Here is a 20716-nt window from a genome sequence, read left to right as displayed (position 1 = left end):
GGCGGTGCGTGAGCACGATCGCGGTGATGCGCGGCTCGCGCGTCGGCACGACGACGCGCGCGGGCGTTACGCAGACATGGTCTCGCATTGGAGCCGCCGGCAGGTTTCGGGAGCATGGAGGTCGACGAGCGCATGAGCGGCGAAGAGGGCGACCTGGCTCGCATACGCACGCATCGTTTCGGCTTGGGCCGGCGGACTCGCTCGTGCGCCGGCGATCGGCGCGGCGGGCCGCTCGACGGCGCACGCGAGCGCCGCCGGCGCGAGCGACCGGTCGCAGCCGAACACGCCGCCGTCGAGATGCGGCGGCGAGATGACGAGCCGGCGGTGTGTCGATGTCATGGTCCGCGAGCCTCCTCGATGCGGCGCGCGCGGATGCGCGGCTTGTCCGCCCGGGCCCGCAAATTCCGTGCCGTCGGCTGGCGCCGGGCATCGCGGGCGGGCCGCGCGCGCATGCGCGGGCAGGAGAGGACGTAATGGCGGGATTTGTACGGAGACACGCAAGAAATTACGCGACGGTCGCGGGCTTCATCGCGATCGCGACGCTGCTGCAGGCGGCGCTCGTGCGCGCCGGCGGCGCCGACATGCCGCTCGCGCTGTATTTCCCGTTCATCGCGGCCGCCGTGTGGGCGACGTCGCTCGCGGGCGGAATCGGTGCGACCGCCGCGAGCGCCGTGCTGATCTGGGTGATGTTTCTGTCCGACACGCTCGCGTATCCGGGGCCGTTGTCGGCGCGCATCGTGCAGCTCGCGACGTTCGTGATCGTCAATTGCGCGATCTGCGCGATCGTCGCGGCGCTCAAGGGCTCGCGCCGCATGAACGAGGCGCTGCGCCGCCGCGAGGCGCTCGCGCGCCGGTACTACGAGGCGCTGCTGCAATCGCTGACGCAGGGCGTCGTCGTTAGCGACCGGCGCGGGGTGATCACGTACATGAATCCGGCCGCGGCCACGCTGATCGGCTGCGATGCGACGGCCGTGCGCGGCCTGCCGTTTCGCGGCGTGTTCCGCGCGTGCGACGGGCACGGAGCGCGCGTGCGCGCGACCGCGCTCGACCGCGTGCTGAGGAGCGGCGCGAGCGCGACCGTCGACGGGCACTGGCTCATGCCGCACGACGGCCAGCGCGTGCCGATCGCGGAAGTCGCGTCGCCGCTCGTCGATGCGGCGGGCGGCATGACAGGCGCGGTGCTGATCGTGCGCGACGTGAGCGTCGATCGCGAGCGCGTGGCTGCGAGCCAGATGCTGCGGCGGCTCGTCGAGGCGTCGCCCGATGCGATCGTCGGCGTCGGCGCGAACCGCCGCATCACGAGCTGGAACCCGGCCGCGCGCCGGATGTTCGGCTACGACGAGCAGGCGGCGCGCGGCCGCGACGTCGCGATGCTGATCGCGCCGCGCTGGCTGCGCCGTCATCCGCTGCCCGCATCGGTGCCCGGCGTGCGCGAGCCGATCGAGAACGTCGACGTGCTGTGCATGCGGCAGGACGGCTCGCGGCTGCGCGCGACGCTGTCGGCGTCGCCCGTGCTCGACGAGCGCGACGCATGCGTCGCGCTGTCGCTGACGCTGCGCGATACGGGCGGGCAGCGCCGGCGCGAGCGGCGCGCGCATCGCTCGCTGCGCGGCGCGCGCGATGCGCGCCGGCAGGCCGATACGTCGAACCGGCTGAAGGACGAACTGCTCGCGACCGTGTCGCACGAGCTGCGCACGCCGCTGAACGTGATCTATGGCTGGATCGAGGTGCTGCGCAATCCGGTCGACGGCGCGCTGCAGCAGCAGGCGATCGACGCGATCGACCGCAGCGCGCGGTCGCTCGCGCGGATGGTCGGCGACATCCTCGACGCATCGTCGCTCGCGACGGGCAAGCTGCGGCTCGACGCGATGCCGGTCGATCTCGTGCGGATCGTCAACGACGTGACGGGCGCGCTCGGCACGGCCGCGCAGGCCGACGGGATCGAGCTGGCGGTCGAATGCGCGCTCGACACGTGCATCGTGTCCGGCGACGGCGAGCGCTTGCGGCAGATGCTGTCGAACCTGCTGTCGAACGCCTTCAAGTTCACGCCGCGCGGCGGCCGCGTGACGGTGTCGCTCGAGCGCACCGGCTCGCAGGCGAAGCTGACGGTTGCCGATACGGGCCAGGGCATCTCGCCCGAGTTCCTGCCGCATGTGTTCGAGGCGTTCCGGCGCGCGGAAGGCGCGCCCGCGTCGTCGCGGCGCGGGCTCGGCCTCGGGCTGTCGATCGTGCGGCACATCGTGGAGCTGCACGGCGGCAAGGTTGGCGCCGCGAGCGCCGGCAAGAACCGCGGCACGACGTTCGCGGTCACGTTGCCCGCCGGCTGGCAGCCGATCGGCGCGCTCGCATGGGCGGTGCAAATGGAGCGCGGCGCGCGGATGACGCTCGACGCGCAGCGGGTCCTGCTCGTCGACGACGACGCGACGTCGCGCGCGAGCCTGGCCGCCGCGCTGAAGACGCTCGGCGCGGAGGTGATCGTCGCGTCGTCGGGGCGCGAGGCGATCGCGAAGGCGGACGCGCTGCGGCCGACCGTCGTGCTGTCCGATCTCGCGATGCCGGACGGCGACGGCTTCTGGCTGCTCGACGCGCTGCGCCACGCGAATGCGCACGCGCACGCGGCGAACGACGCGCCGGTGCTCGCCGTCACCGCGCATGCGGGGCGCGAGGACGAGCGGCGCGTGCTCGCGGCGGGCTTCGACGGCTATCTGTGCAAGCCGGTCGACCTGCAGACGCTCGCGCGCGCGATCCTGCGCGCGACGGGGAGCGGTTGACGCGTGAGCATGAGGTTCAGGTTCTGAACCGCAGCTCCGGAGGCGCCTTTGCCAAGATTATCGAAAACCGCGGACAGCAGGACGTGCCCGTGCTCCACGTCATGAAATACGCTCAAGTGCATGTCGTTCGTACCGTTCAGCACTTGCGGGTCCAGGTGTTTCAAGGCGCTCGATTCGTGCAGCGGCAAGACTCGGACGTGAGTCACCTCGGCATAGTGGCGTGCGAGGCATGCGTGCAACGTGGCGCCATCCACGCCGGGCGCCAGCAGCCGCAACGCCAGCGGCACCGTCAGCACGATGCCCTGGCGGAACGCTCCATACGCGGGGACGAAAATGGGACGCTGCGTAAGCCAGGCGTGCTGCTGGATCTCCGGCGCGTGCTTGTGCGCGAGTTCCAGGCCATAGACCTGGTATGAAGGCGCGTTGGCGGCTCCCGGCCCCTCATGTTCCTCCACGCCGGCACGCCCGCGTCCGGAGTAGCCGGATACCGCATGAATGCTGATCGGGTAATTGTCCGGTATGAGCCCGGCCTGCACCAACGGACGCAGCAGGCCAACCGCGCCGGTCGGATAGCAACCAGGATTGGTGACCCGACATGCGTTCGCAATTTGCTCAGCCTGCCCCGGCGCCATTTCCGGAAAACCGTAAGTCCAGTCCGGCTGCGTGCGGTGGGCGGAGCTTGCGTCGATAACTCGGACGGCAGGATTGACAATGGCGCCCACTGCCTCGCGCGCGGCGGCATCCGGCAAACAGAGGATGGCGATATCGCAGGCGTTGATGGCTTCCGCGCGACGCCGCGAATCTTTGCGCTCCGCAGCGGCAAGTGTGAACAGTCTGATGTCGGTCCGGTTGCGCAGCCGGTCGTGGATTTGCAGCCCGGTGGTGCCTTGGTCGCCGTCGATGAAAACTACGGGAGAGCTCATACGTGGATGACTCCGCTGACTGTGGGTGGTAACAGGTAAAAAGAGCCTCCTATGTTGCGCGGACGGCTAGAATAGCGAAAGTTGAATTTCATAACGCAAACATTCAGTTTTTCTGAATCTGGACGCCGTCATGCGAGAGATCAGCCTGGACCGCTTGCGCACTCTGGTCGCCGTTACCGACCGTGGTTCATTTGCCGATGCGGCGCGTGCGTTGCACCTGGCGCCGCCAACGGTCAGCCTCCACATCGCCGAACTCGAAGACCGCATTGGGGCTCCACTCCTGTTACGCAAGCGCGGACAGGTGGGGCCGACGTCCATAGGCGAGGTGCTGGTGGAGCGCGCGCGCCGACTGCTGGCCGACGCGGAGCAGGCGTTAGACGATATTCAACGTCAAGTGGAGGGGCTCGAAGGGCGTGCGCGTCTCGGCGCGTCCACGGGCGTGATCGCGCACCTGCTGCCGCAAGCGCTCGAGGTCCTGCGCGAGCACCATCCCGCCATCGACATTCAGATTGCAGTGCTTACTTCGCAAGAAACCCTGTCCCGGCTGGTGGATGGAACGCTGGATGTCGGGCTGGTCGCGCTGCCTCAGCCCCCGGTGGCGGGACTCGTGATAAAGCCTTGGCGCCGCGACCCTGTGATGGCCTTTGTGCCGGCGCATTGGCGGTGTCCGGCCCGCGTTACCCCTGAATGGCTCGCCGCCCAACCTCTCATTCTCAATGACGCGACCACGCGTCTCTCGCGTCTGGCTGCGGAGTGGTTCGCGACCGGAGGGCACCATCCTGCGCCGCGCATTCAGCTCAACTACAACGACGCGATCAAGAGTCTGGTAGCGGCAGGTTACGGCGCAGCGCTGTTGCCCTATGAGGCCACTACGCCATTACCCGACAGGCGCATTGTCATGCGTCCGCTGCGCCCAGCGTTGTGGCGACGGCTCGGTATTGCACATCGTGCGGGGCACGTTGAGCGTTCCACGCAACACGTACTTGATGTGTTGTGGAATTTGCGATTGGCGTAGGTGTTGCCATTTGCCGCTTAGGTTCACTTTCGCTGAAACAGTAGCCTTGTTGCACGCCACGACGAACGAATGGCCGGTTTGTAGAAATTCGACTGACCGAATTGGGGCGCAAAGAGCCCTTCGCGCGGCTCCACAACTCCACTCGATGTCGCGCGTGGTTGTTTGCAGACATCGCCGAGCAGTAATCGGCAATCAAGAAGCCTTCCTACAGTCGATCTACGAGCTCGCAAGCATGCGTGTACGCTTGGCCTGCGCGCCCGGAGTCGAGCATGATCATGGCGCCAATGCTTGAGTAGCGCGACCCAATGGTCGCACTCGGGTGGGTGGTGGTCAGCGATTATGGCGATTCGCATAGCAGCGATTGGACCATCGGCGTCTGTCGGGTGCTAGATAGCTGGATAGTCGAACTGGGGGATGGCACATCTCTTCATGCCAAAGTTGACTCGTCGATCGCGGCCGCCAAGCTGCATCGGGAACTGTCCGCAGAGTCCAAGGCGAATGCACCTCCCGATCTCCATGGCCAGCACGAGGTGTCGAATTGATCAGACGCGGCGATCGGTGGGACGATCGCAGTCGAGGCCTCAGTCGCGGTCGAACGTGAGATCGCGCTGGTGCGGTGAGGCGCCCGTTTTGTGGTGCGGCACTGCGCGAGACAACAGGCGACGTCGACCTCCTTTCTGCTGGAGCGCTTGGCAAGACTTACTGCACTTTTGGCCCTCACCAGACGCGTTATCTGCCTGCACAACACTTCTAACGGCTTTCGCCGGCTTATTCCTCGGTCGGGATCAGGAAGCGATCGCGGTTCTTCGCGCTCGCAATCCATTGAGGCGCCTTACCGCACCCACTCCAGGTCGCGCCCGTTTTCGGATTTCGATACCTTGGCGCAAACAGGCGCACGTCGCCCCTTTCTCCAATCGGCAATTAGTGGCCATGCCGACCATCGAAGAAATCCACTAGTTCAATTCAGTTCACTATCTACCTCTTTATGAATCTTCCGTGCACCAAACAGACATAAATTCTTCATTTCAATCACAAGCAAAAAGATGAAAAAATCCTTGACATTGAATTTCGCGACACTTACATTGTCCAAGCGCGACGCGATACTTGATTAGCAATAATGCCGTGCCGCCGAATTGGCGGAGGTCCGCACAATCTGTTCTTCGTATTAAAGCAGCTATCTCACCACAATAAATTTGCAACTTTTCCTGCATCACATTCCGAATGCGGACCGCACGTTTGTAAGAATTTTCAGATCTTCGAATTTCGATCCGGAAATTCCTGACGCGAGTTCTCGTCTTCCAATGCAAGTCCATAAAGCTGATTCTGTTTTTCCTGTTGGCTGCAAAGCAACGAACGAACAAACGAATGATGAGACGCAGTGTTTTAATTATTATCGCAACGGCATTTATGTCCGTCGCCTTCGGCTACACGATGCCGCTGCTGGCGCTCACATTAAAATCTGCTGGCGCAACACAGACGCAGATCGGCGTCAGCGCATGCGCACCATCACTTGCGATCATCCTCACGGGATTCAGTTCAAGACGTTTGATTGCGCTGCTCGGATACAAAAAAGTACTCGCATTCAGTGCGTTAGTGTTGTGCGGTGGGCTCTTTATCCTGGAGCGAAGTAATAACCTGTATGTATGGTTTGTCGTCAGAGCCTGCATAGGCGCGACCAACGGGATGCTCTGGATCGCCTTGGAGTCCCTTTTGAATCACTCGACACCCGCCCCCATCAAAGGACGGGTGATTGGGGTTTATGCCGCGGCAACGACTTTCTCCTTGGCCGTGGGGTCCTTGATCCCAATCGATACGGCTGCGCTCGAACGGGCCTTTCTCACGTCCGCATTGTTATTTTGCGTTGGCGTAGCGATATGTTACCTGTCGGGCTCTCTCATCTTGCCGGAAGAAAAGGGAGCAACACTTGGGCTCGCTGTTAAGTCGCTGAGGAAAATGCCGGTCGAATGCGTGATCGCAACTTGTGGCGGCGCTCTGGTGGCCGCACAGATTACCCTACTTCCTACGTCGACGACCGTGAACATGAATGGCCTGACCGGAAAGGATCTGCTGTCGACCACATTGTTTGGTTCCGCGGCTGCGCAGATCGCGATGGGCATCACCGCCGACAAATTGGGTATCTATAAATCGGCTTTCATCGTTACCATCGCAGGGATTCTGCTTTCCCACCTGATATGGATGAACGACCACGGTGTCGGTAGTGAAGTTTTATATTTTCTTTGGGGGGGGGGGTGCAGTGTGTTATACGGATTAGCGCTTATTATGTTTGGCCTGCGAGCGCGCCCCGATGAACTGATGACAGGAAATGCCGGATTGCTTTTGCTGTATGAAACAGGGTCGCTACTTGGCCCGGTCACGGGCGGTGTGCTGCAGGACATACTTGGCACATCCTCCCTACCGATTGTTAGCGCCTTGGCGTTTTATATCATCCTTTCATTTTTGATTTTCAATAAGTACGCCAGACTCCGGGTTTTATTAAGAGGCGTCATTGAATTTAAACGTTAAAAGGATTGTACATGACGAACGTAGATGAAAAATTCTTGTCGGCCAAGCAAGTGCTTGGTCAGATCAAGTTGGGCATTTTGGCTGGTGGCTACTCCAGCGAAAGTCACGGGTCCATCACGAATGCGCACACTCTGCTCCCATACTTTCAGCGAGTTTGCCAATCGGCGGTCATCATCGAGTACGACGGGAAACCGAGCCTCGCTACGCGCCTTGCCAAGTGCGATTTTGTGCTGAACATCTGCTATGGCGTGGGAGGGGAAGACGGACAGATCCAAGGATTGATGTCCTCGCTGGAGATCCCCTATTCAGGCTCGCCGGTACTGGCGTCGGCGATCGGGATGGATAAGAACGTCTTCAAGGCCATGGTCCGGAACTGGGGCTTTGCCACGCCCAACGGACGCCTTGTATCATCGCTCGATCCAGATCTAACAAAGAATCAGGATCTCGGACCGGGTCCGTTTGTCGTCAAACCGTTAAGTGAGGGAGACAGCGAAGGTGTCGTCTTCGTCGATTCTTTCGAAAATCTGGCCATAGTCATCAGCGATATTCCAAAGGCCTCGCACAACCAATGGATGGTTGAGGAATACATCCAGGGCGACCACGGCACCGTCTCCATGTTCCGGGACGTGGATGGCCTGCATATCAGCGACGCCATCGTTTTCGATCTCCCCGAAGGAAGCCGGCTATACGATCAAGCACTGAAGTACCGGATCGACAACCCGATCTCCATTCATCTTCTCGATCCCGCGGTCGCGGAGCGGCTGGAGCGCGAGATCAGCATGATGTACATGGCGCTTCAGTGCGAAGGCGTCGCGAGATTCGACTACGTAATTCGGTCTGGGGCGCCACACTATCTCGAAATCAACACGATTCCGGGGCTTTATCCCGGCAGCAACTCGTCGCGGTGCTTTGGCAGCGCGATGTCCTTCGAACAATTCCTGTACATCTCGACAGCCGCGAACATCAGGAGATGCAAGAGTTCATCTGTCCGCCGCCTCTATGCAAAGGGTGGTGACGTATGAGTGAAGTCTTCGTCGATAATCTGGTTGGCATGCGCTATATCTCGCAGGACACGCTCTCCCCGAGTTACTTCGGGAACGGGTTCTCCTTGGAAGCCGAGGCCCAGGCGTGGCGCGATCGGGCTTGCGGAATAGCATGCGTGAGCATGATTCTTTCGGCAAAGCTTCAATCAACGCCTCCGTTGGGTACCTTGATCAAAGAAGGCATCGAGCGGCAGGCCTATGTCCCTGAGGTCGGTTGGTCTCATTACGGTCTCGCGTCCATGCTCGCCGAGCGTGGCATTGAGGCCGAAGTAAAGGCACTGTCCGGGGTCGATGCATTGATCGAACTGCTGTCGCTCGGGAAATCGGCCATTCTGTCGGTCGCGCCCAGGCTGACACCAGCAGTCTCCGATGGAAACATCAAGAAGAGCGGCCACTTGATCATAGTGCATGGGTTGGTCCTGAAGGAAAGATCACCGACTCATTGCATATTCTCCGATCCCGATTACGAACAAGGTCCGGGAAATTTCTCGTTTAGGCGCGAAGTCCATGATGTGACCTCGTTTTCCAGCCTCAGAGGCATCGTCGTCTAGCGTTCAAGAAGCGCACAGTTCCACCCTCAATGCATCGAGAAACTCAATGTAGCATGTGAAAGACAACCTGTTATTTAGGGGTGAAAATTGCTTACCGTAGCTTTTCTCGTATCGTTTGCTATCGGCCTACAGCTCATCGACCACTTCTATTACCGTAGGAGTTTTCCAGACCTTGCCCTGATCCCGAACAACGCATCCATTCGTGAGATAAGAAGATATCTAGCTCGCACCGAGCCGAAAAAATTGGAAAAGGTCTTTGCCGTTTTCCCATTTGTTTGGAGCTATCTGTACATCATTGCTGCGATCCTGGTTTCTGGGCTCACGAACAGCATTTTGATCAAAATAATTCTGCTTTTATTTGTCACAGGAAGATTCCGGACGCTACAGGAAGCAGGGCATTTCGCTGTCCATGGGGCATTGTGCAAGAACATCAATTTTGGCCTCTGGTTGGCCAATTTGCTCTACCAATTCCCCACGTTCATGCCCGAGGCTAGTGTCCGACGCGATACGCATGTCAGAAGACATCACAGCTCGGTCAACATGCCTCATGATCCAGATCTATTGGAACTCGAGGACAAGCGTTTTCGGCCTGGTATTTCGCCAATGAGCTTCTGGACCGGCGTGTTCTATCCGATCACCCCAGCTGGAATTAAGAATCGGCTAATCGAATGCGCATCGTATATCTGGCACGATCGCAAAAACCCCGTCCATCTCTCGTTGAGGATTGCGACTGTGGCAGTTATCGTCGCCCTCTTTGCGCATTTCGGCATGTACGAAGAGATGCTCCTGTATTACATCGTTCCCGTGTTGATCACCTACCCCTTGTTCTACTGGATTGCCCACATCTCGTTGCACCGATGGTACGAGGAAGTGTCGGATGATCTTGATTATGACATCCGGGAACTCACGCTTGGGCGGCCCACCGAATTCCCCGGCATCGTAGGCCTGATCGTCAGGAACAACATATTTCCGCTTGGCGATTCCTATCATCTAGCGCATTCGCTGTTCCCAACGGTTCGATGGAACCATTTACCCCGAGTCGATAAATATCTCAAGGCGACGTTTCCAACCTACTCGCAGGACATCACACATGGCCTGTTCATATCAGCCCGGAGTGGGCAGTCGATACTGATAGGTCTGAGAAAAACAATGGTTGGACATTGATCGTCGCGGAGAGGCGCTATGTCGAAGCTAATCATTGATCTGGAAAAAATCAGACACAACCTTGGTGTGATCAAGAGTGCATGCAATCGGCGTGATCTCAAGTTGAACGCGGTACTGAAAAGCTGCCAGTTGCTGCCTGAAGTCGTGAATGCATTGATCCAGTGCGGCATAGAACGAATGAGCTTTTCTGGACCGGTTGACTTCACCGGCGCGGGTCCAGGAAAGCTCCCGCATACCACGCTGTTGAAGATGCCCGCGCCATCAGGTATCGACTCCGTGGTCAGATACGCCAATTCAAGCGTCAACTCAGAACTCGGCACGGTCAAGCAGCTGGCCGACGCGGCTGCACGCAATGGACTCCGCCACGAAATCGTTGTCATGGTGGACCTGGGGGATCGTCGCGAAGGCATTCTCCCTAATGAAATTGGGCAATTCTCGGAGCAGATCAGGAATTTCCTCGGTGATCACATCGTCTTTTCCGGGATTGGCGTCAATTTCGGTTGCCTAAGCCCATATTGCCCGAGCGACCACGAGTTCTGGCTCATCGACGATCTTGTCCGGACGGCGCAAAAAATCATAGGGTATAGACTACCGAGGATATCAATCGGCGGGTCGATCCTGCTGGATCGCGTGCTTTCAGATGGGTACTTAGGTTTGGCCAACGAACTGCGAGTCGGCGAAGCGATCTTTCTTGGCACTTCGCCGGGCCGGCAGGGCATTCACAACGACCTTTTCAGCGATGCGTTTGTTTATTCTGGGGAGATACTTGAGATCAAGGATAAACCTCGCTACTGCGACAGTCGGAATACCGAAACGATGAAGCGGGCGGTCGTGAACTTCGGCTCGTTGAACACCGTGCCTGAAGGGCTCCACTGCCTGGATCGCGGCGCAAGATATGTCGGGAACACGTCCGACTATACAGTGTTTGACGTAACGCGATGTGAGCGGCCATTGAAAGCGGGAGACGTGCTGAGATTCATACCCGACTACGAAGCGCTTGCGCAGTGCCTGATCTCGCCGTACAACATCCTTGAGATCAGAGATTGTGCGTCATTCACCGCCGCGAAAAAGATCAGCGCCCGCGCGATGGACAACGCGGCAAGCGTGATGCCTTGACTATGTGCATTTCTTTGGCGTCACACGAAGTAAAGTCGCCAATTCGCGTCGTACACTCCTGGGCGCGGACGTAGGGTCATGATTTACGCACGATTCTCGGTATGCGATTCGTTCAGTCACGACGCCGCGCACCGGTCAGAACTCTTCAGTTGCATGCGACACGCGCTGGAGGACTGCATGGTCGCTGGCAACCGGTTGCTACTGACGGCGTTCGGCTATATTCGGACATTCGACACAGGTGTCAAGATCGTCCACAATCGGCCAGTTCGAGGCTGCAATGAGACAACTACAACGAACCATCGGGCGAATATGGGCTTACGGAGACTACTGCTGAAGGGCATCGTCGTCAGTGTTGTCGGCGTAATTGGGAGCATTTTTTTCATGCACCAAGATGGCAGCGCGCGTGCCGACGTTCTTATCGATCGACCGCCCACCGATGTCTGGAAAATCGTATCGAACAGCGCCGCGTATCCTGAGTGGAATCCCTTCATTACTCGGGTTGACGGCGATTTCAGGGAAGGAGAAACAATCCGAATTGTGCTAGGCACTGAGCCCGATTCGATGGTGTTCAAGCCGACGGTCCTGCTCGTCCGTCCGGAACAAGAGCTTTGCTGGCGTGGCAGTCTATGGATTCGCGGCGTCTTCGACGGTACGCATTGCATTCGCCTAACCGCCGTAGCCGGCGGCACCCATCTTGAGCAAACGGAGTCTTTCTCTGGATTGCTTGTTGGCCGCTTGACGAAAGACGTAATCGGGGAGACTCGGAGAAATTTCCAGGCGATGAATGCTGCGCTCAAGCAGCGTGCAGAATCGCAAACGCCGTGAGCGCCTGCTTCTCGTGCGATGCCAACGGAATCCGCAGCATTAGTTGCTGGCCGGCCAGTTCCGGACATTGGGGTCACTGGCGCTGAATTGACGACAATCTGGCAAACTTCCCGAAACACCGACACATGGAGGGCGCAGGTGTCCATTAATGTCAGCGGCACGGAAGGCTACGCGGAGAATTCGCCATTGCTCATCGAGCAATGGCAAGACATTTCGTTTGCCGAGCATCATGCGCCCATCATGCATCTCGTTCCGATAGCACCGTCCTGCGTTCTCGACGTCGGAGCCGGTATCGGAACCGACGCTGCTGCGTTTGCGACGATGGGGCATTCGGTCGTAGCCATCGAACCGGTGGACGCGTTGCGAGTTGCAGGAATCAGGCAGCATCCGTCTCCCCGGATTGAATGGCTGGACGATAGCCTTCCGGATCTCGCGATACTGCGTTCGAGACGAAAAGAATTCCACTTTGTAATGCTATCCGCTGTTTGGATGCACCTTGACGAGCACGAATGTCGCCGTGCGATGCCGAATGTCAGCGCTCTTCTTTGCGATGGTGCCATACTGATCATATCCTTGCGTCACGGCCCCGTTCCGGAAGGCCGACGGATGTTCGATGTTTCGGCGGCGGAGACGATGCAACTCGCGAATGCTCGTGGCCTGCGAACTGTAATGAACGTTCAGACCGAATCTTCTCAGCGAGGAAATCGGCGTATGGGCGTGACGTGGAGTCGCCTTGCTTTCGTCAAGGACGGTGCGCGGGGCTACCGGGAAGCTTAAACTCCCCGCACGAGTTACCGCTACCAGGAGTGACGAATGTCGGCTTTGGGTCGGTAAGCGCCATCCACGGAAATCCACGAAGAACCAAGAATCAGCGGTAGTCGACCGCGGGCAATGGGCGGCAACGGACGGCGACTGTCGCAGATCGCCGACCGCCGAGTGTCGGCCGCCGATCGTCGGCCACCGGGCGCTGGCCCGCCGAGCACCGGCCGCCCCGCGCCTCCGCGCAATCGCTCCGCTACGCGCCGACGTCCGGCCCGCCGCACGCGGCCACGCGCGCGCAGTGCGATGCGCTCTCGTGCGAGCCGCTTCGCGACGTTCGCGACAGGGATGTCCTGCCCGCCCGCGTCGACGCCGCCGATGACGCGCAACGGCGATGCGGGCTCACTGCTCAGCGCGATTTTCTGCATGGCGATGGCTCCCGTGACCGCAGGCGCGAATGTGACCTTTGCCGGATGGGAACGCAACGAACGCAACGCGCATGCCCATTTGCGTTGCGCGCAAAGGCGCGCGAACACGGCCGCAAAAGTTATAACGGCTTGCCGAAAAGCACGGCGGCTCGCGCGTCGCGCGCGAGCCCATGTCGGGCGCGTTCCGCAGACAGTGGCACACCGCTTGCGGCACCGTGAGGCACCCGGCCGCCGCGCCGATTCGACAACAGGGGCTGACGATGAACGACATGCAATTCCACGTACCGCGATACACGCAACCGCATTCGCCCCATCATGCCGCGAATCGCTTCGGCCGCTTCGCCACGGCCGGTCTGATCGCGCTCGCGGCCGCATGCCTCGCGCTGCCGCAGGCCGACGCCGCGGGCGATCGCGACGAAGGTGAAGGCCGTGCTGCTCGCGACGAACGATCTGTCGTCCGGCGACATTCACGTGACGACGCGGCGCGGCGCGGTCCAGCTCGCGGGCACGGTGCCCGACGAGCGGCAGCGCACGCTCGCCGTCGACGTGACGAAGCAGGTGGACGGCGTGAAGAACGTGCGCGACAGGCTGACGGTGCGGCCGAAATAACCGGCCCGTTGGCAGGGAGGCAGTCATGCAATGCACGCTGAAGCCGATCGGCGAGCAGGCGGCCGTGATCATCGGCGCGACGGGCGGCATGGGTCTCGTATGGCGATGATCGTGGCGGGCCGGTTCACGACGTTCGAGCAGGCGGAGGCGGGCGCGCGGCATCTGTATGCGCGCGACTTCGGGCCGGACGACGTATCGATGTTCTTTCTGAATCCGAGCGGGCAGCACGCGAAGTTTCCGATCGGCGGCGACGTCTACGCGGATTCCGCTGCGCGGCCGGGCGGCCCGGGCGCCGCCTATGGCGCGGCGCTCGGCGCGATCGTCGGGCTCGTCGTGGGCTTCGTCGTCCACGTGCTCGGCTGGCGCTACTGGGTCGTATGGCTGGCCTCCGCGCTCGTCGGCTGCTACATCGGCGCGCTCGGCGGCGCGCTGCGCCGGAGGCAGGGCCGCCAGATCGAGGGGCTCGGCACGCTCAGGCAAAGCGATACCGGCGTGATGCTCGCCGCGCACGTGACGGGCGAGACGGCGGGCGCGGTCGAGGCGGTGCTGCGCGCGAGCGGCGCGGCGAACGTCGAGCGCGTCGACGGCGAGTGGCGCGACGGCGAATGGGCCGACTTCGATCCGGCGCGGCCCGACGTGCCGCCGCGATAGCGCAGCCCGTGCGTCGCCCGAACGCGTCGAGCTCGCGCCCGAGCCAGTACCGGCGCGCGTCGATTTCCCGCAGCGCGGCTCTCTCGAGCACGCGCCGCGCTCCGCTCACGCCGGCGCCCGGCGGCGCCGGGCCACGCGCGCATGCTCGTCGCGCGCGCGGACGTCGTCGCCCGCATAGCCGAGCAGCGTCGCCCATGCGGTGTCGAGCCATTGCGCGAGATCGACGCCGAACGTGCGCCGCACTTCGTCCTCGGCGGTATAGGCGAGCACGCGCAGGCTCGCGACGCCGAGCCCCGTCAGCGCATCGTCGTCGAAGTCCGCGCGCTGCGCCGGCGCGGCCCCGCTGACGAGCGCCGCGATCGCGCGGGCCGCGTCGCCCGCGTCTGCGTCGGCGTCCGCGCGCGCGTCGGCAAGCGCCGGCAGCAGCAGCGCGAGCACGCACGCCACGCTCGCGCACGTTTTGAGGGCCATGAACCGTCTCCGCGAAAGCGATGGACTGACGCCGCAAGCGCCGTGCCCGCATCGGGTCCGTCCGTTGCTGCCGCGCGGGATGACGATATCCGGACGAAGGAGGTTTCGATGACGAACGAACGCATGGAGCCGGGCGAAGACGTCGTGCTGTGGCGTCCGCTCGACGGCGCGCGGGCCGGCCATCGGCGCGTGCTCGTGGTCGACGATTACCGCGACGCGGCGCAGGCGCTGCGGCTGCTGCTCGATGCGCGCGGCTTCGAGTGCCGCGTCGTCGACGATCCGTTCGAAGTCTGCGGCACGGCGCGCGACTGGCAGCCGTTCGCGATCGTGCTGGACATCGCGATGCCGGGCCTCGACGGGCTCGAGATCGCGCGGCGGCTGCGGCGCGAGCGCACGACCGCGCACATGCTGCTCGTCGCGTGCAGCGCGTACTCGGCGCGGCACGACCTCGCGCGCGCACGCGACGCGGGATTCGACGCGTTCTGCGCGAAGCCGTTGACGCCGCACCGCCTGCTGCGTTTTCTCGAAGCGGCGAGCGCCGGCGCGCGCGACGGTTGAGCGGGCAGGCCGGCTGACGCTTTCGTTACAGCGCGTTTTGTAAAAAAGCGCGGCGCGCGCGGGCGTCGCGCAAACGCAAAAAAGAGCGCCGCGAGGCGCTCGAAGGATTGCTCTGCGGTCGAACCCCAGGTTCCCGGACGTGTTCACAGAGCAGCGTGGCGCGCGTGCGGGCCGGAGCGCGCGCCGGCCTGGTGCCTAGTGCCGGCCGTCGCCGCGCTCGGGCCGGTCGGGCGACGCCTCGGGGGGCGGCGCGTCGATGCCGAGCGCGTCCTCGTCGGCGTCGCTCCAGTACGGCGCGCTGCCGTAGTACTGATGCAGCGACGCGGCCCAGTTCGGATCGGCCATCGCCGGCCAATGGCTCTTGTCGAATCCGGGCGCGTTCCTGACGCGCTCGGACGACACCGCCACGTGGAAACATTTGCGGTCGGTGTCGAGCGTGAGCGCGCTCCACGGAATCGCGAGCAGCTTGTCGCCGATGCCGAGCAGGCCGCCGCTCGACAACACCGCATAGGCGACCCGGCCGGTGCGCACGTCGAGCATGATCTCCTTGATCTTGCCGACGTCGTCGCCGTCCGTCGTGTAGACCTTGTCGCCGTCGAGCGTGCTCGTCGCCATCACGTCGGGGCCCGGGCCCGCTGCGGCGTCGCGGCCCTTGCCGATGCTTCGCGTGGTGCGTTGCTGAGGGGTGTTCATCGTCGACCTCCTTCGATTGAGCGGCGGCCGGGCGTCGCCCGGCAGCGCCGCGCGACCGGCCGATGCCGCCGTGCCGGTCCGGATACGGTCGCGCCGCGGGCATGCGGCCCGCCGCCGCGGCCGTGCGCGCTGGCCGCGCCGCATTCCGTTCAGGAGCGGCGCGGCTGCGACACGCGTTCGAGCGTGTTCGCGACTTCGTCGCGCGATGCGCCGTCGGTGCGCGTCGCGATGTCGCCGATCGACAGCATGCCGACGAGGCGCTTGTCGTGATCGACGACCGGCATCCGCCGCACCTGCGCGTCCGCCATGTATTTCTGGACGTCGTCGACCTGATCGTCGTCGAAGCACCATTCGATCGGCCCGGACGCGATCTCGTGCACTTTCGTGTCGGGCGCCTTGCCGGCCGAGACCGCGCGCACGGCGAGATCGCGATCGGTGATCATGCCGATGAGCCGGCTGTTCTGACAGACGGGCAGCGCACCGATGTCGAAACGCGCCATCAGCTCCGCCGCGTGCCGGATCGAATCGGACGGGGCGACCTGGACGACGTCGCGCGACATGATTTCGTTGATGCGATGCATGGGACCTCCTTTGTCGTGAGATGCGCGATGAATGCAGCAAGGGGCGTGCCGCCGGCGCGAATGCGCCCAGCCTCGATGCAACACGAATCCGAAACGAGCCCTCCGATCCTCGCCGCGCCGATCCACGCGGCGCTGCATTCCGTCATCGACGCAGTCGTGCATCGAAGCGTGTCCGAGGCGACGACGAAGAACGGCTACATGCGCTGCGCCGATTACGCGATCGTCGGCGCGCGCGTGCGGAGCATGCCGACCGGCGCGCGATACCGGCCCGTCGCGGGCGGGACGTACTGATGGGGATGGGACGACGAGCACACGGTGCCCGCCGAGCTGCGGGACCATCCGGCGCTCGCCGACCGGCGCGGCACCGAATGCGATCCGGGCGGAAATGGGTGGAAACGGCCGCCGAAGGTCGGCTAGATGGCCGAGTGCGGAAACCCCAGTGCGACCAGAATGGCGATCAGCAGCGCGCATTCGATCGCCGCCAGTGCGGTGACTTCGACCGCGCCTTCGACTTCCCTCCACATGCGCCTGGCCCTGCTCATTTGATGCTCCTTGATTGACGATCCGGCGGCGGTGCGTCCGCCGCCCGACGTTCCTCCATTGAAAATCGCTGCGAAACGACAGACACCGGACACGCGTAGGCACGCGTTCGCGTATCCTGCCCAACCGCGCATCGTGGCCGCGGGCCGTCGTAAAACCTGCACGGGCAGCCGCGCTGACGGCAGCCGCCCGCATGCGTCAATGCTTCGCGCCGCCGCGCCGGTGCGCGTCGCGCGCCGGCCGATGCGGCTTGCCGCCGCGCGCGGGCTTCGAGGAATCGACGCGCGTGACGCCGTCCGTCGCGGGCGGGTCGCTCGCCGGGAAGGTGTCTTCGAGCGCCTTGTCGATCAGGTCCTCTGACCGGTGTGTGCGGATCTCGTCCTTGTCCTTCATCGGCGGCGAATTCGGCGCGTGCCGCGCGTGTTGCCGCTGGCTGTGCTGGGTCATCTCGGTTCTCCGGCAAGGTCTGTCTCTGTCCCTATCAGCAAGGACCGTTCCCGGCAGTCGCGCGCGGGCACGCGAGTTGCCGCGTCGCGCACAGCGCCGCATGTCGCGGCAGCGCCGTTCGCCGACGCTCGTGCCCATGCGCGGCGGCATCGATGCCGGCCCGGCCGGCCGTCGGCTGTCGCGCAGGCCGCGCGGCCGGCGCGATGCGCGTAATCGAACCCGTTCCGGACGCGGCGCGTCGCCGACGACGCGTCTCGATGCGCGGCGCCCGGGCGACCGGGAGGTGACCAGATGGAAATGCCGAAGTCGACGGTCCATTACGAATCCAGCGTATGCGGCGGCAGTTTCGAATCGGTCTTGAACCGCTTTGGAGATTGGAAGCGCGAGCCGCTCGTCTATCGGCCCGAGCGCCACATGTTCGAGGGCAAGGACAGCGTGCGCCGCCTGGGCGACGAGGAGTTCGACAGCCCGGACCAGGCGCGCCGCGCGCTGATCCGCTCGTGCGCGCCGCGCGACCGCTTCGCGCTCGCCGCGCCGATTCGCGACGACGATCGTCGGATGTGGCTCGTGATGGCCGCGTTCGAGGCGTGAGCGCGGCAGGCGCGCGGCGGCTTGCAGGATTTACAAGCGGCCGGTGTAACCGATACCGGCTGGGCGGCGGCGCGCCGCGCATGCGTATGAACGTATGACATGCGACATGCGCAAGCGCGCCGACGGGCGCGGTGGGCGTGACGGGCACGACGCTTGCGGGAATCGAAACCGGCGTCGTCGCCGCACCGATTCCCTGATGCAACCATTCGATGATCCGTTATGCAACCAGACGTGCTGTTTCATCGGCCGTATCCGCCGATCCCCGATCCGGAATACGTGCCGCCCGATCCCGGCGAAGATGGCGACAATCCGGTCGAGCCGCCTGAGCCATACCGTCACCCGGAGGGCGATCCGCCGCCCGATCCCCCAGTTCACGCATGGTTTGCGTCGCGCGGCCGCCGTGGCCGCTGAGTCGCCGCAGCCGTGTTCATCTGTCGCCGGATAGGCGCGAGCCGTCTTGGCGACGGCCGCTTCGCGAGGGCCGCTCCGAGATGCCCGCTCCATGACGGCCGCTTCGCGACGGCCCTTCTCACAGCAACGGCGCGCATGACGACGGCGTTCGCGGCGGCTGGCCGCCCACCTGGAGGAAACGATGACGATCCGAGTCGAGCCCGGCGACAAGCGGGAAATCGCCGAGACGCTGGGCCGCTATTTCGAAACCCGCTCGATGCCTTTTCACATTGAAGAACACCCGGCTGACGTGCTGCACATCGGCTTTCAGGCGGACGGCCATCCGGCCGCCGTGACGGTGACGTTCGACGAAGACGCGTTCGCCGCGTTCGGGCAGTGGGATATCGGGCAGAAACGCCTCGCGCTGCGGCGGCTCGCCGACGAGTTCGCCGAGATGATGGCGCGGCGCAGTCCGACCGCCTATGCGGGCGATTTCCACATCAACCGATTCTGAGCGGCGGGCGTGCGTCGCGCACGACGGCCCGCGCCGTTTGCTCGATGGAGTTTCCATGACGATCCGCAAGATTTCGACGAAACTGGCGAGTGCCGCCGCAGTGGCGCTCGTGGCGGCGTGCTCGCAGAACGGCCCGAACGGCGGCGGATCGCCGCGCGCCGGCAACGCCGGCGGCACGATCACGGACGGCGTCAATCAGCCGCCGACCGCCGTCACGCCGACCGACGGCGCACGCTACGGCAACCCCGGCTCCAGCGGCGCGCCGCTGATGGCCCCGGGCGGCGGCAACAGCGCGACGCCCGCGCCGGGCAGCAATTATTGATGCCGCCCGCCGTGCACGGCGCGCAGGGGCTCGCGCGGCGGGCCGCATGCGCGCACACTGGATGGCGCGGCGGCGGACCGGGACGGTGACATCGCGTCGCCGAGCGCCGGCGACGCGGGCGTGCCGCGCATCGATGGCGCGCCGTGCCGCCGGCCGAGCGGGGCGGGCGCGGATTCTCGGCGCGGTTCGCCACAGTCTGCCCGTCCGGCGACGCCGCTCGCCATTCGCCGTGCCTGCCACGCGCGGCTTTCGTGCGAAAGCGCGCGGTACCGACTACAACGCGAACAAAGAGGACAGCACATGAGCGACGCACGAGCCGTTTCGATCCGGGGAGCCGCCGCTCCGAGCGGCGTGGCGGCGCGCCGGCGCGCCGCGCGCGGCATCGTCTGCGCGGCGTGCGCGGCGGCGGCCGTTGCCGCGCACGCGCAGACGCCGTCGCCGCTCGCCGAGTGGCAGTATTCGGCCGGCGTGCCGCTCGACAAGCTCTTCAATCCGAACCCGCAGACATGGCAGATCGCGGCCGGCGCGGCCGCGACGCTGCAGCCGCGCTACGACGGCTCGAACCAGTACCGGCCGATGGCCGGGCCGACGTTCGACGTTCGCTATCGCGACCTGTGGTTCGTGTCGACGGGCGAGGGAATCGGCGTCAACGTGCTGCGCGGGCCGAACTGGCGCGCGACGCTCTCGGCGGGCTACGACCTCGGCCGCCGCGAGGCCGACGACCGCGGCCATCTGACGGGCATCGGCAACATCAATCCGGCGGCGGTGATCAAGCTGTCGGCCGATTACGTGATCTCGCGCGCGTTCCCGCTCGTGCTGCGCGCGGACGTGCGGCGCAGCGTCGGCGGCGCGAACGGCTGGGTGGCCGATCTCGCCGCGTACATGCCGCTGCCCGGCAGCTCGGAAACGTTCTACTGGTTCGCGGGGCCGACCGTCACGTTCGCCGATTCGCGCTACATGAATAGCTGGTTCGGCGTGAACGATGCGCAGGCCGCGCGTTCCGGGCATCCTCGCTACGAGCCGAGCGCGGGCGTGAAGTCGTTCGGCGGCGGCGTGACGCTCGTGTGGTTCGTCACGAAGCACTGGTTCGTGACGGCCGACGGCGCGCTCGAGCAACTCGTCGGCAGCGCCGCGCGCAGCCCGCTCACGCAGCGTTCGACGAACGCGGTCGTCGACGTGTCGATCAATTACCAGTTCTAGCGGCGGGGGCGCGCTTGGGGTTCGACGCGTC

General features: G+C 63.8%; 22 protein-coding genes and 5 pseudogenes. 18 read left to right on the top strand and 9 right to left on the bottom strand.

Annotation, left to right across the window (positions count from 1 at the left end; all coding sequences use genetic code 11):
- Positions 1 to 66: 66 nt before the first annotated feature.
- On the bottom strand, positions 67 to 339 hold the full coding sequence (locus WS92_RS02675; RefSeq protein WP_059934479.1) for a hypothetical protein: 273 nt from the start codon (positions 337 to 339) through the stop codon (positions 67 to 69).
- A gap of 134 nt (positions 340 to 473) precedes the next feature.
- On the opposite strand from WS92_RS02675, the gene WS92_RS02670 reads away from it, so the two are divergent.
- Positions 474 to 2771, top strand: coding sequence for a hybrid sensor histidine kinase/response regulator (locus WS92_RS02670; protein ID WP_059934478.1), 2298 nt, complete (start codon positions 474 to 476; stop codon positions 2769 to 2771).
- Here WS92_RS02670 and argC read toward each other — a convergent pair.
- Positions 2702 to 3694: an N-acetyl-gamma-glutamyl-phosphate reductase gene (argC, locus tag WS92_RS02665; protein ID WP_059934477.1), complete on the bottom strand. Its 993-nt coding sequence runs from the start codon at positions 3692 to 3694 to the stop codon at positions 2702 to 2704. The two genes, WS92_RS02670 and argC, sit on opposite strands and share 70 nt — an antisense overlap.
- A gap of 130 nt (positions 3695 to 3824) precedes the next feature.
- Here argC and WS92_RS02660 point away from each other — a divergent pair, with 130 nt between their 5' ends.
- Positions 3825 to 4709: a LysR family transcriptional regulator gene (locus WS92_RS02660; protein WP_009916068.1), complete on the top strand. Its 885-nt coding sequence runs from the start codon at positions 3825 to 3827 to the stop codon at positions 4707 to 4709.
- A gap of 768 nt (positions 4710 to 5477) precedes the next feature.
- Here WS92_RS02660 and WS92_RS30795 read toward each other — a convergent pair.
- Positions 5478 to 5594 (bottom strand): annotated as a pseudogene (locus WS92_RS30795) (H-NS family nucleoid-associated regulatory protein); the annotation flags it as partial.
- Positions 5595 to 6074: 480 nt separating this feature from the next.
- Here WS92_RS30795 and WS92_RS02655 point away from each other — a divergent pair.
- The 7 genes from WS92_RS02655 (at position 6075) to WS92_RS30790 (ending at position 12708) form a co-directional block, all read left to right on the top strand.
- Positions 6075 to 7232 carry an MFS transporter gene (locus WS92_RS02655; RefSeq protein ID WP_082744051.1) on the top strand — a complete coding sequence of 386 codons (1158 nt, stop codon included), beginning with the start codon at positions 6075 to 6077 and terminating at the stop codon, positions 7230 to 7232.
- An 11-nt stretch (positions 7233 to 7243) separates the two neighbouring features.
- Complete coding sequence (locus WS92_RS02650) at positions 7244 to 8254, top strand: D-alanine--D-alanine ligase family protein (RefSeq protein WP_059934475.1); 1011 nt, start codon at positions 7244 to 7246, stop codon at positions 8252 to 8254.
- Positions 8251 to 8826: a C39 family peptidase gene (locus WS92_RS02645; protein ID WP_059934474.1), complete on the top strand. Its 576-nt coding sequence runs from the start codon at positions 8251 to 8253 to the stop codon at positions 8824 to 8826. Before WS92_RS02650 ends, WS92_RS02645 begins: the two co-directional genes overlap by 4 nt.
- Before the next feature lie 87 nt (positions 8827 to 8913).
- Complete coding sequence (locus tag WS92_RS02640; protein ID WP_059934473.1) at positions 8914 to 9990, top strand: fatty acid desaturase; 1077 nt, start codon at positions 8914 to 8916, stop codon at positions 9988 to 9990.
- Between the two features lie 18 nt (positions 9991 to 10008).
- Positions 10009 to 11106 carry an alanine racemase gene (locus tag WS92_RS02635; protein WP_059934472.1) on the top strand — a complete coding sequence of 366 codons (1098 nt, stop codon included), beginning with the start codon at positions 10009 to 10011 and terminating at the stop codon, positions 11104 to 11106.
- A 177-nt stretch (positions 11107 to 11283) separates the two neighbouring features.
- Entirely contained in the window at positions 11284 to 11931 is a 648-nt protein-coding gene (locus WS92_RS34160; RefSeq protein WP_171845180.1) for an SRPBCC domain-containing protein, read from the top strand.
- A gap of 138 nt (positions 11932 to 12069) precedes the next feature.
- Positions 12070 to 12708, top strand: coding sequence for a class I SAM-dependent methyltransferase (locus tag WS92_RS30790; RefSeq protein ID WP_171845179.1), 639 nt, complete (start codon positions 12070 to 12072; stop codon positions 12706 to 12708).
- Between the two features lie 296 nt (positions 12709 to 13004).
- Here WS92_RS30790 and WS92_RS36270 read toward each other — a convergent pair.
- Positions 13005 to 13226 (bottom strand): annotated as a pseudogene (locus WS92_RS36270) (glycosyltransferase family 1 protein); the annotation flags it as partial.
- 152 nt (positions 13227 to 13378) lie between these two features.
- Between WS92_RS36270 and WS92_RS37065 the strand changes: the two are divergent.
- Both WS92_RS37065 and WS92_RS02620 read left to right on the top strand, forming a co-directional pair.
- Positions 13379 to 13727: pseudogene (locus WS92_RS37065) on the top strand (BON domain-containing protein).
- A 99-nt stretch (positions 13728 to 13826) separates the two neighbouring features.
- Entirely contained in the window at positions 13827 to 14378 is a 552-nt protein-coding gene (locus WS92_RS02620; protein WP_059934471.1) for a hypothetical protein, read from the top strand.
- Positions 14379 to 14483: 105 nt separating this feature from the next.
- Here the strand turns inward: WS92_RS02620 and WS92_RS02615 are convergent, their stop codons facing one another.
- Complete coding sequence (locus tag WS92_RS02615) at positions 14484 to 14849, bottom strand: hypothetical protein (protein WP_015602809.1); 366 nt, start codon at positions 14847 to 14849, stop codon at positions 14484 to 14486.
- A gap of 108 nt (positions 14850 to 14957) precedes the next feature.
- On the opposite strand from WS92_RS02615, the gene WS92_RS02610 reads away from it, so the two are divergent.
- The gene (locus WS92_RS02610; protein ID WP_015602938.1) at positions 14958 to 15407 is read left to right on the top strand and encodes a response regulator; all 450 of its coding nucleotides are present in this window, start codon (positions 14958 to 14960) and stop codon (positions 15405 to 15407) included.
- 195 nt (positions 15408 to 15602) lie between these two features.
- Here WS92_RS02610 and WS92_RS02605 read toward each other — a convergent pair whose 3' ends face one another.
- Both WS92_RS02605 and WS92_RS02600 read right to left on the bottom strand, forming a co-directional pair.
- Complete coding sequence (locus tag WS92_RS02605; protein ID WP_059934470.1) at positions 15603 to 16100, bottom strand: PRC-barrel domain-containing protein; 498 nt, start codon at positions 16098 to 16100, stop codon at positions 15603 to 15605.
- 149 nt (positions 16101 to 16249) lie between these two features.
- A complete protein-coding gene (locus WS92_RS02600; protein WP_059934469.1) occupies positions 16250 to 16681 on the bottom strand; it encodes a CBS domain-containing protein in 432 nt (143 codons plus the stop codon).
- 75 nt (positions 16682 to 16756) lie between these two features.
- Between WS92_RS02600 and WS92_RS02595 the strand changes: the two are divergent.
- Positions 16757 to 17038: pseudogene (locus WS92_RS02595) on the top strand (hypothetical protein); the annotation flags it as partial.
- A gap of 56 nt (positions 17039 to 17094) precedes the next feature.
- On the opposite strand, the gene WS92_RS36940 reads toward WS92_RS02595, so the two are convergent.
- Positions 17095 to 17223: a hypothetical protein gene (locus WS92_RS36940; RefSeq protein WP_015603476.1), complete on the bottom strand. Its 129-nt coding sequence runs from the start codon at positions 17221 to 17223 to the stop codon at positions 17095 to 17097.
- A 196-nt stretch (positions 17224 to 17419) separates the two neighbouring features.
- Entirely contained in the window at positions 17420 to 17668 is a 249-nt protein-coding gene (locus WS92_RS02590; protein WP_006028246.1) for a hypothetical protein, read from the bottom strand.
- A 291-nt stretch (positions 17669 to 17959) separates the two neighbouring features.
- On the opposite strand from WS92_RS02590, the gene WS92_RS02585 reads away from it, so the two are divergent.
- From WS92_RS02585 to WS92_RS02565, 5 genes and pseudogenes are all read left to right on the top strand, one after another.
- Complete coding sequence (locus WS92_RS02585; protein ID WP_059934467.1) at positions 17960 to 18259, top strand: hypothetical protein; 300 nt, start codon at positions 17960 to 17962, stop codon at positions 18257 to 18259.
- Positions 18260 to 18478: 219 nt separating this feature from the next.
- A pseudogene (locus WS92_RS02580) lies at positions 18479 to 18730 on the top strand (hypothetical protein); the annotation flags it as partial.
- Between the two features lie 121 nt (positions 18731 to 18851).
- Entirely contained in the window at positions 18852 to 19163 is a 312-nt protein-coding gene (locus WS92_RS02575) for a hypothetical protein (protein ID WP_006028243.1), read from the top strand.
- 55 nt (positions 19164 to 19218) lie between these two features.
- Complete coding sequence (locus WS92_RS02570) at positions 19219 to 19485, top strand: hypothetical protein (RefSeq protein WP_059934466.1); 267 nt, start codon at positions 19219 to 19221, stop codon at positions 19483 to 19485.
- Positions 19486 to 19785: 300 nt separating this feature from the next.
- Complete coding sequence (locus WS92_RS02565) at positions 19786 to 20685, top strand: MipA/OmpV family protein (protein WP_059934465.1); 900 nt, start codon at positions 19786 to 19788, stop codon at positions 20683 to 20685.
- Positions 20686 to 20716 lie beyond the last annotated feature (31 nt).

The sequence above is a fragment of the Burkholderia sp. MSMB1588 genome, from assembly GCF_001546925.1.
Classification (GTDB): Bacteria; Pseudomonadota; Gammaproteobacteria; order Burkholderiales; family Burkholderiaceae; genus Burkholderia; species Burkholderia humptydooensis.
This window is presented reverse-complemented; position numbering and strand designations above follow the sequence as displayed.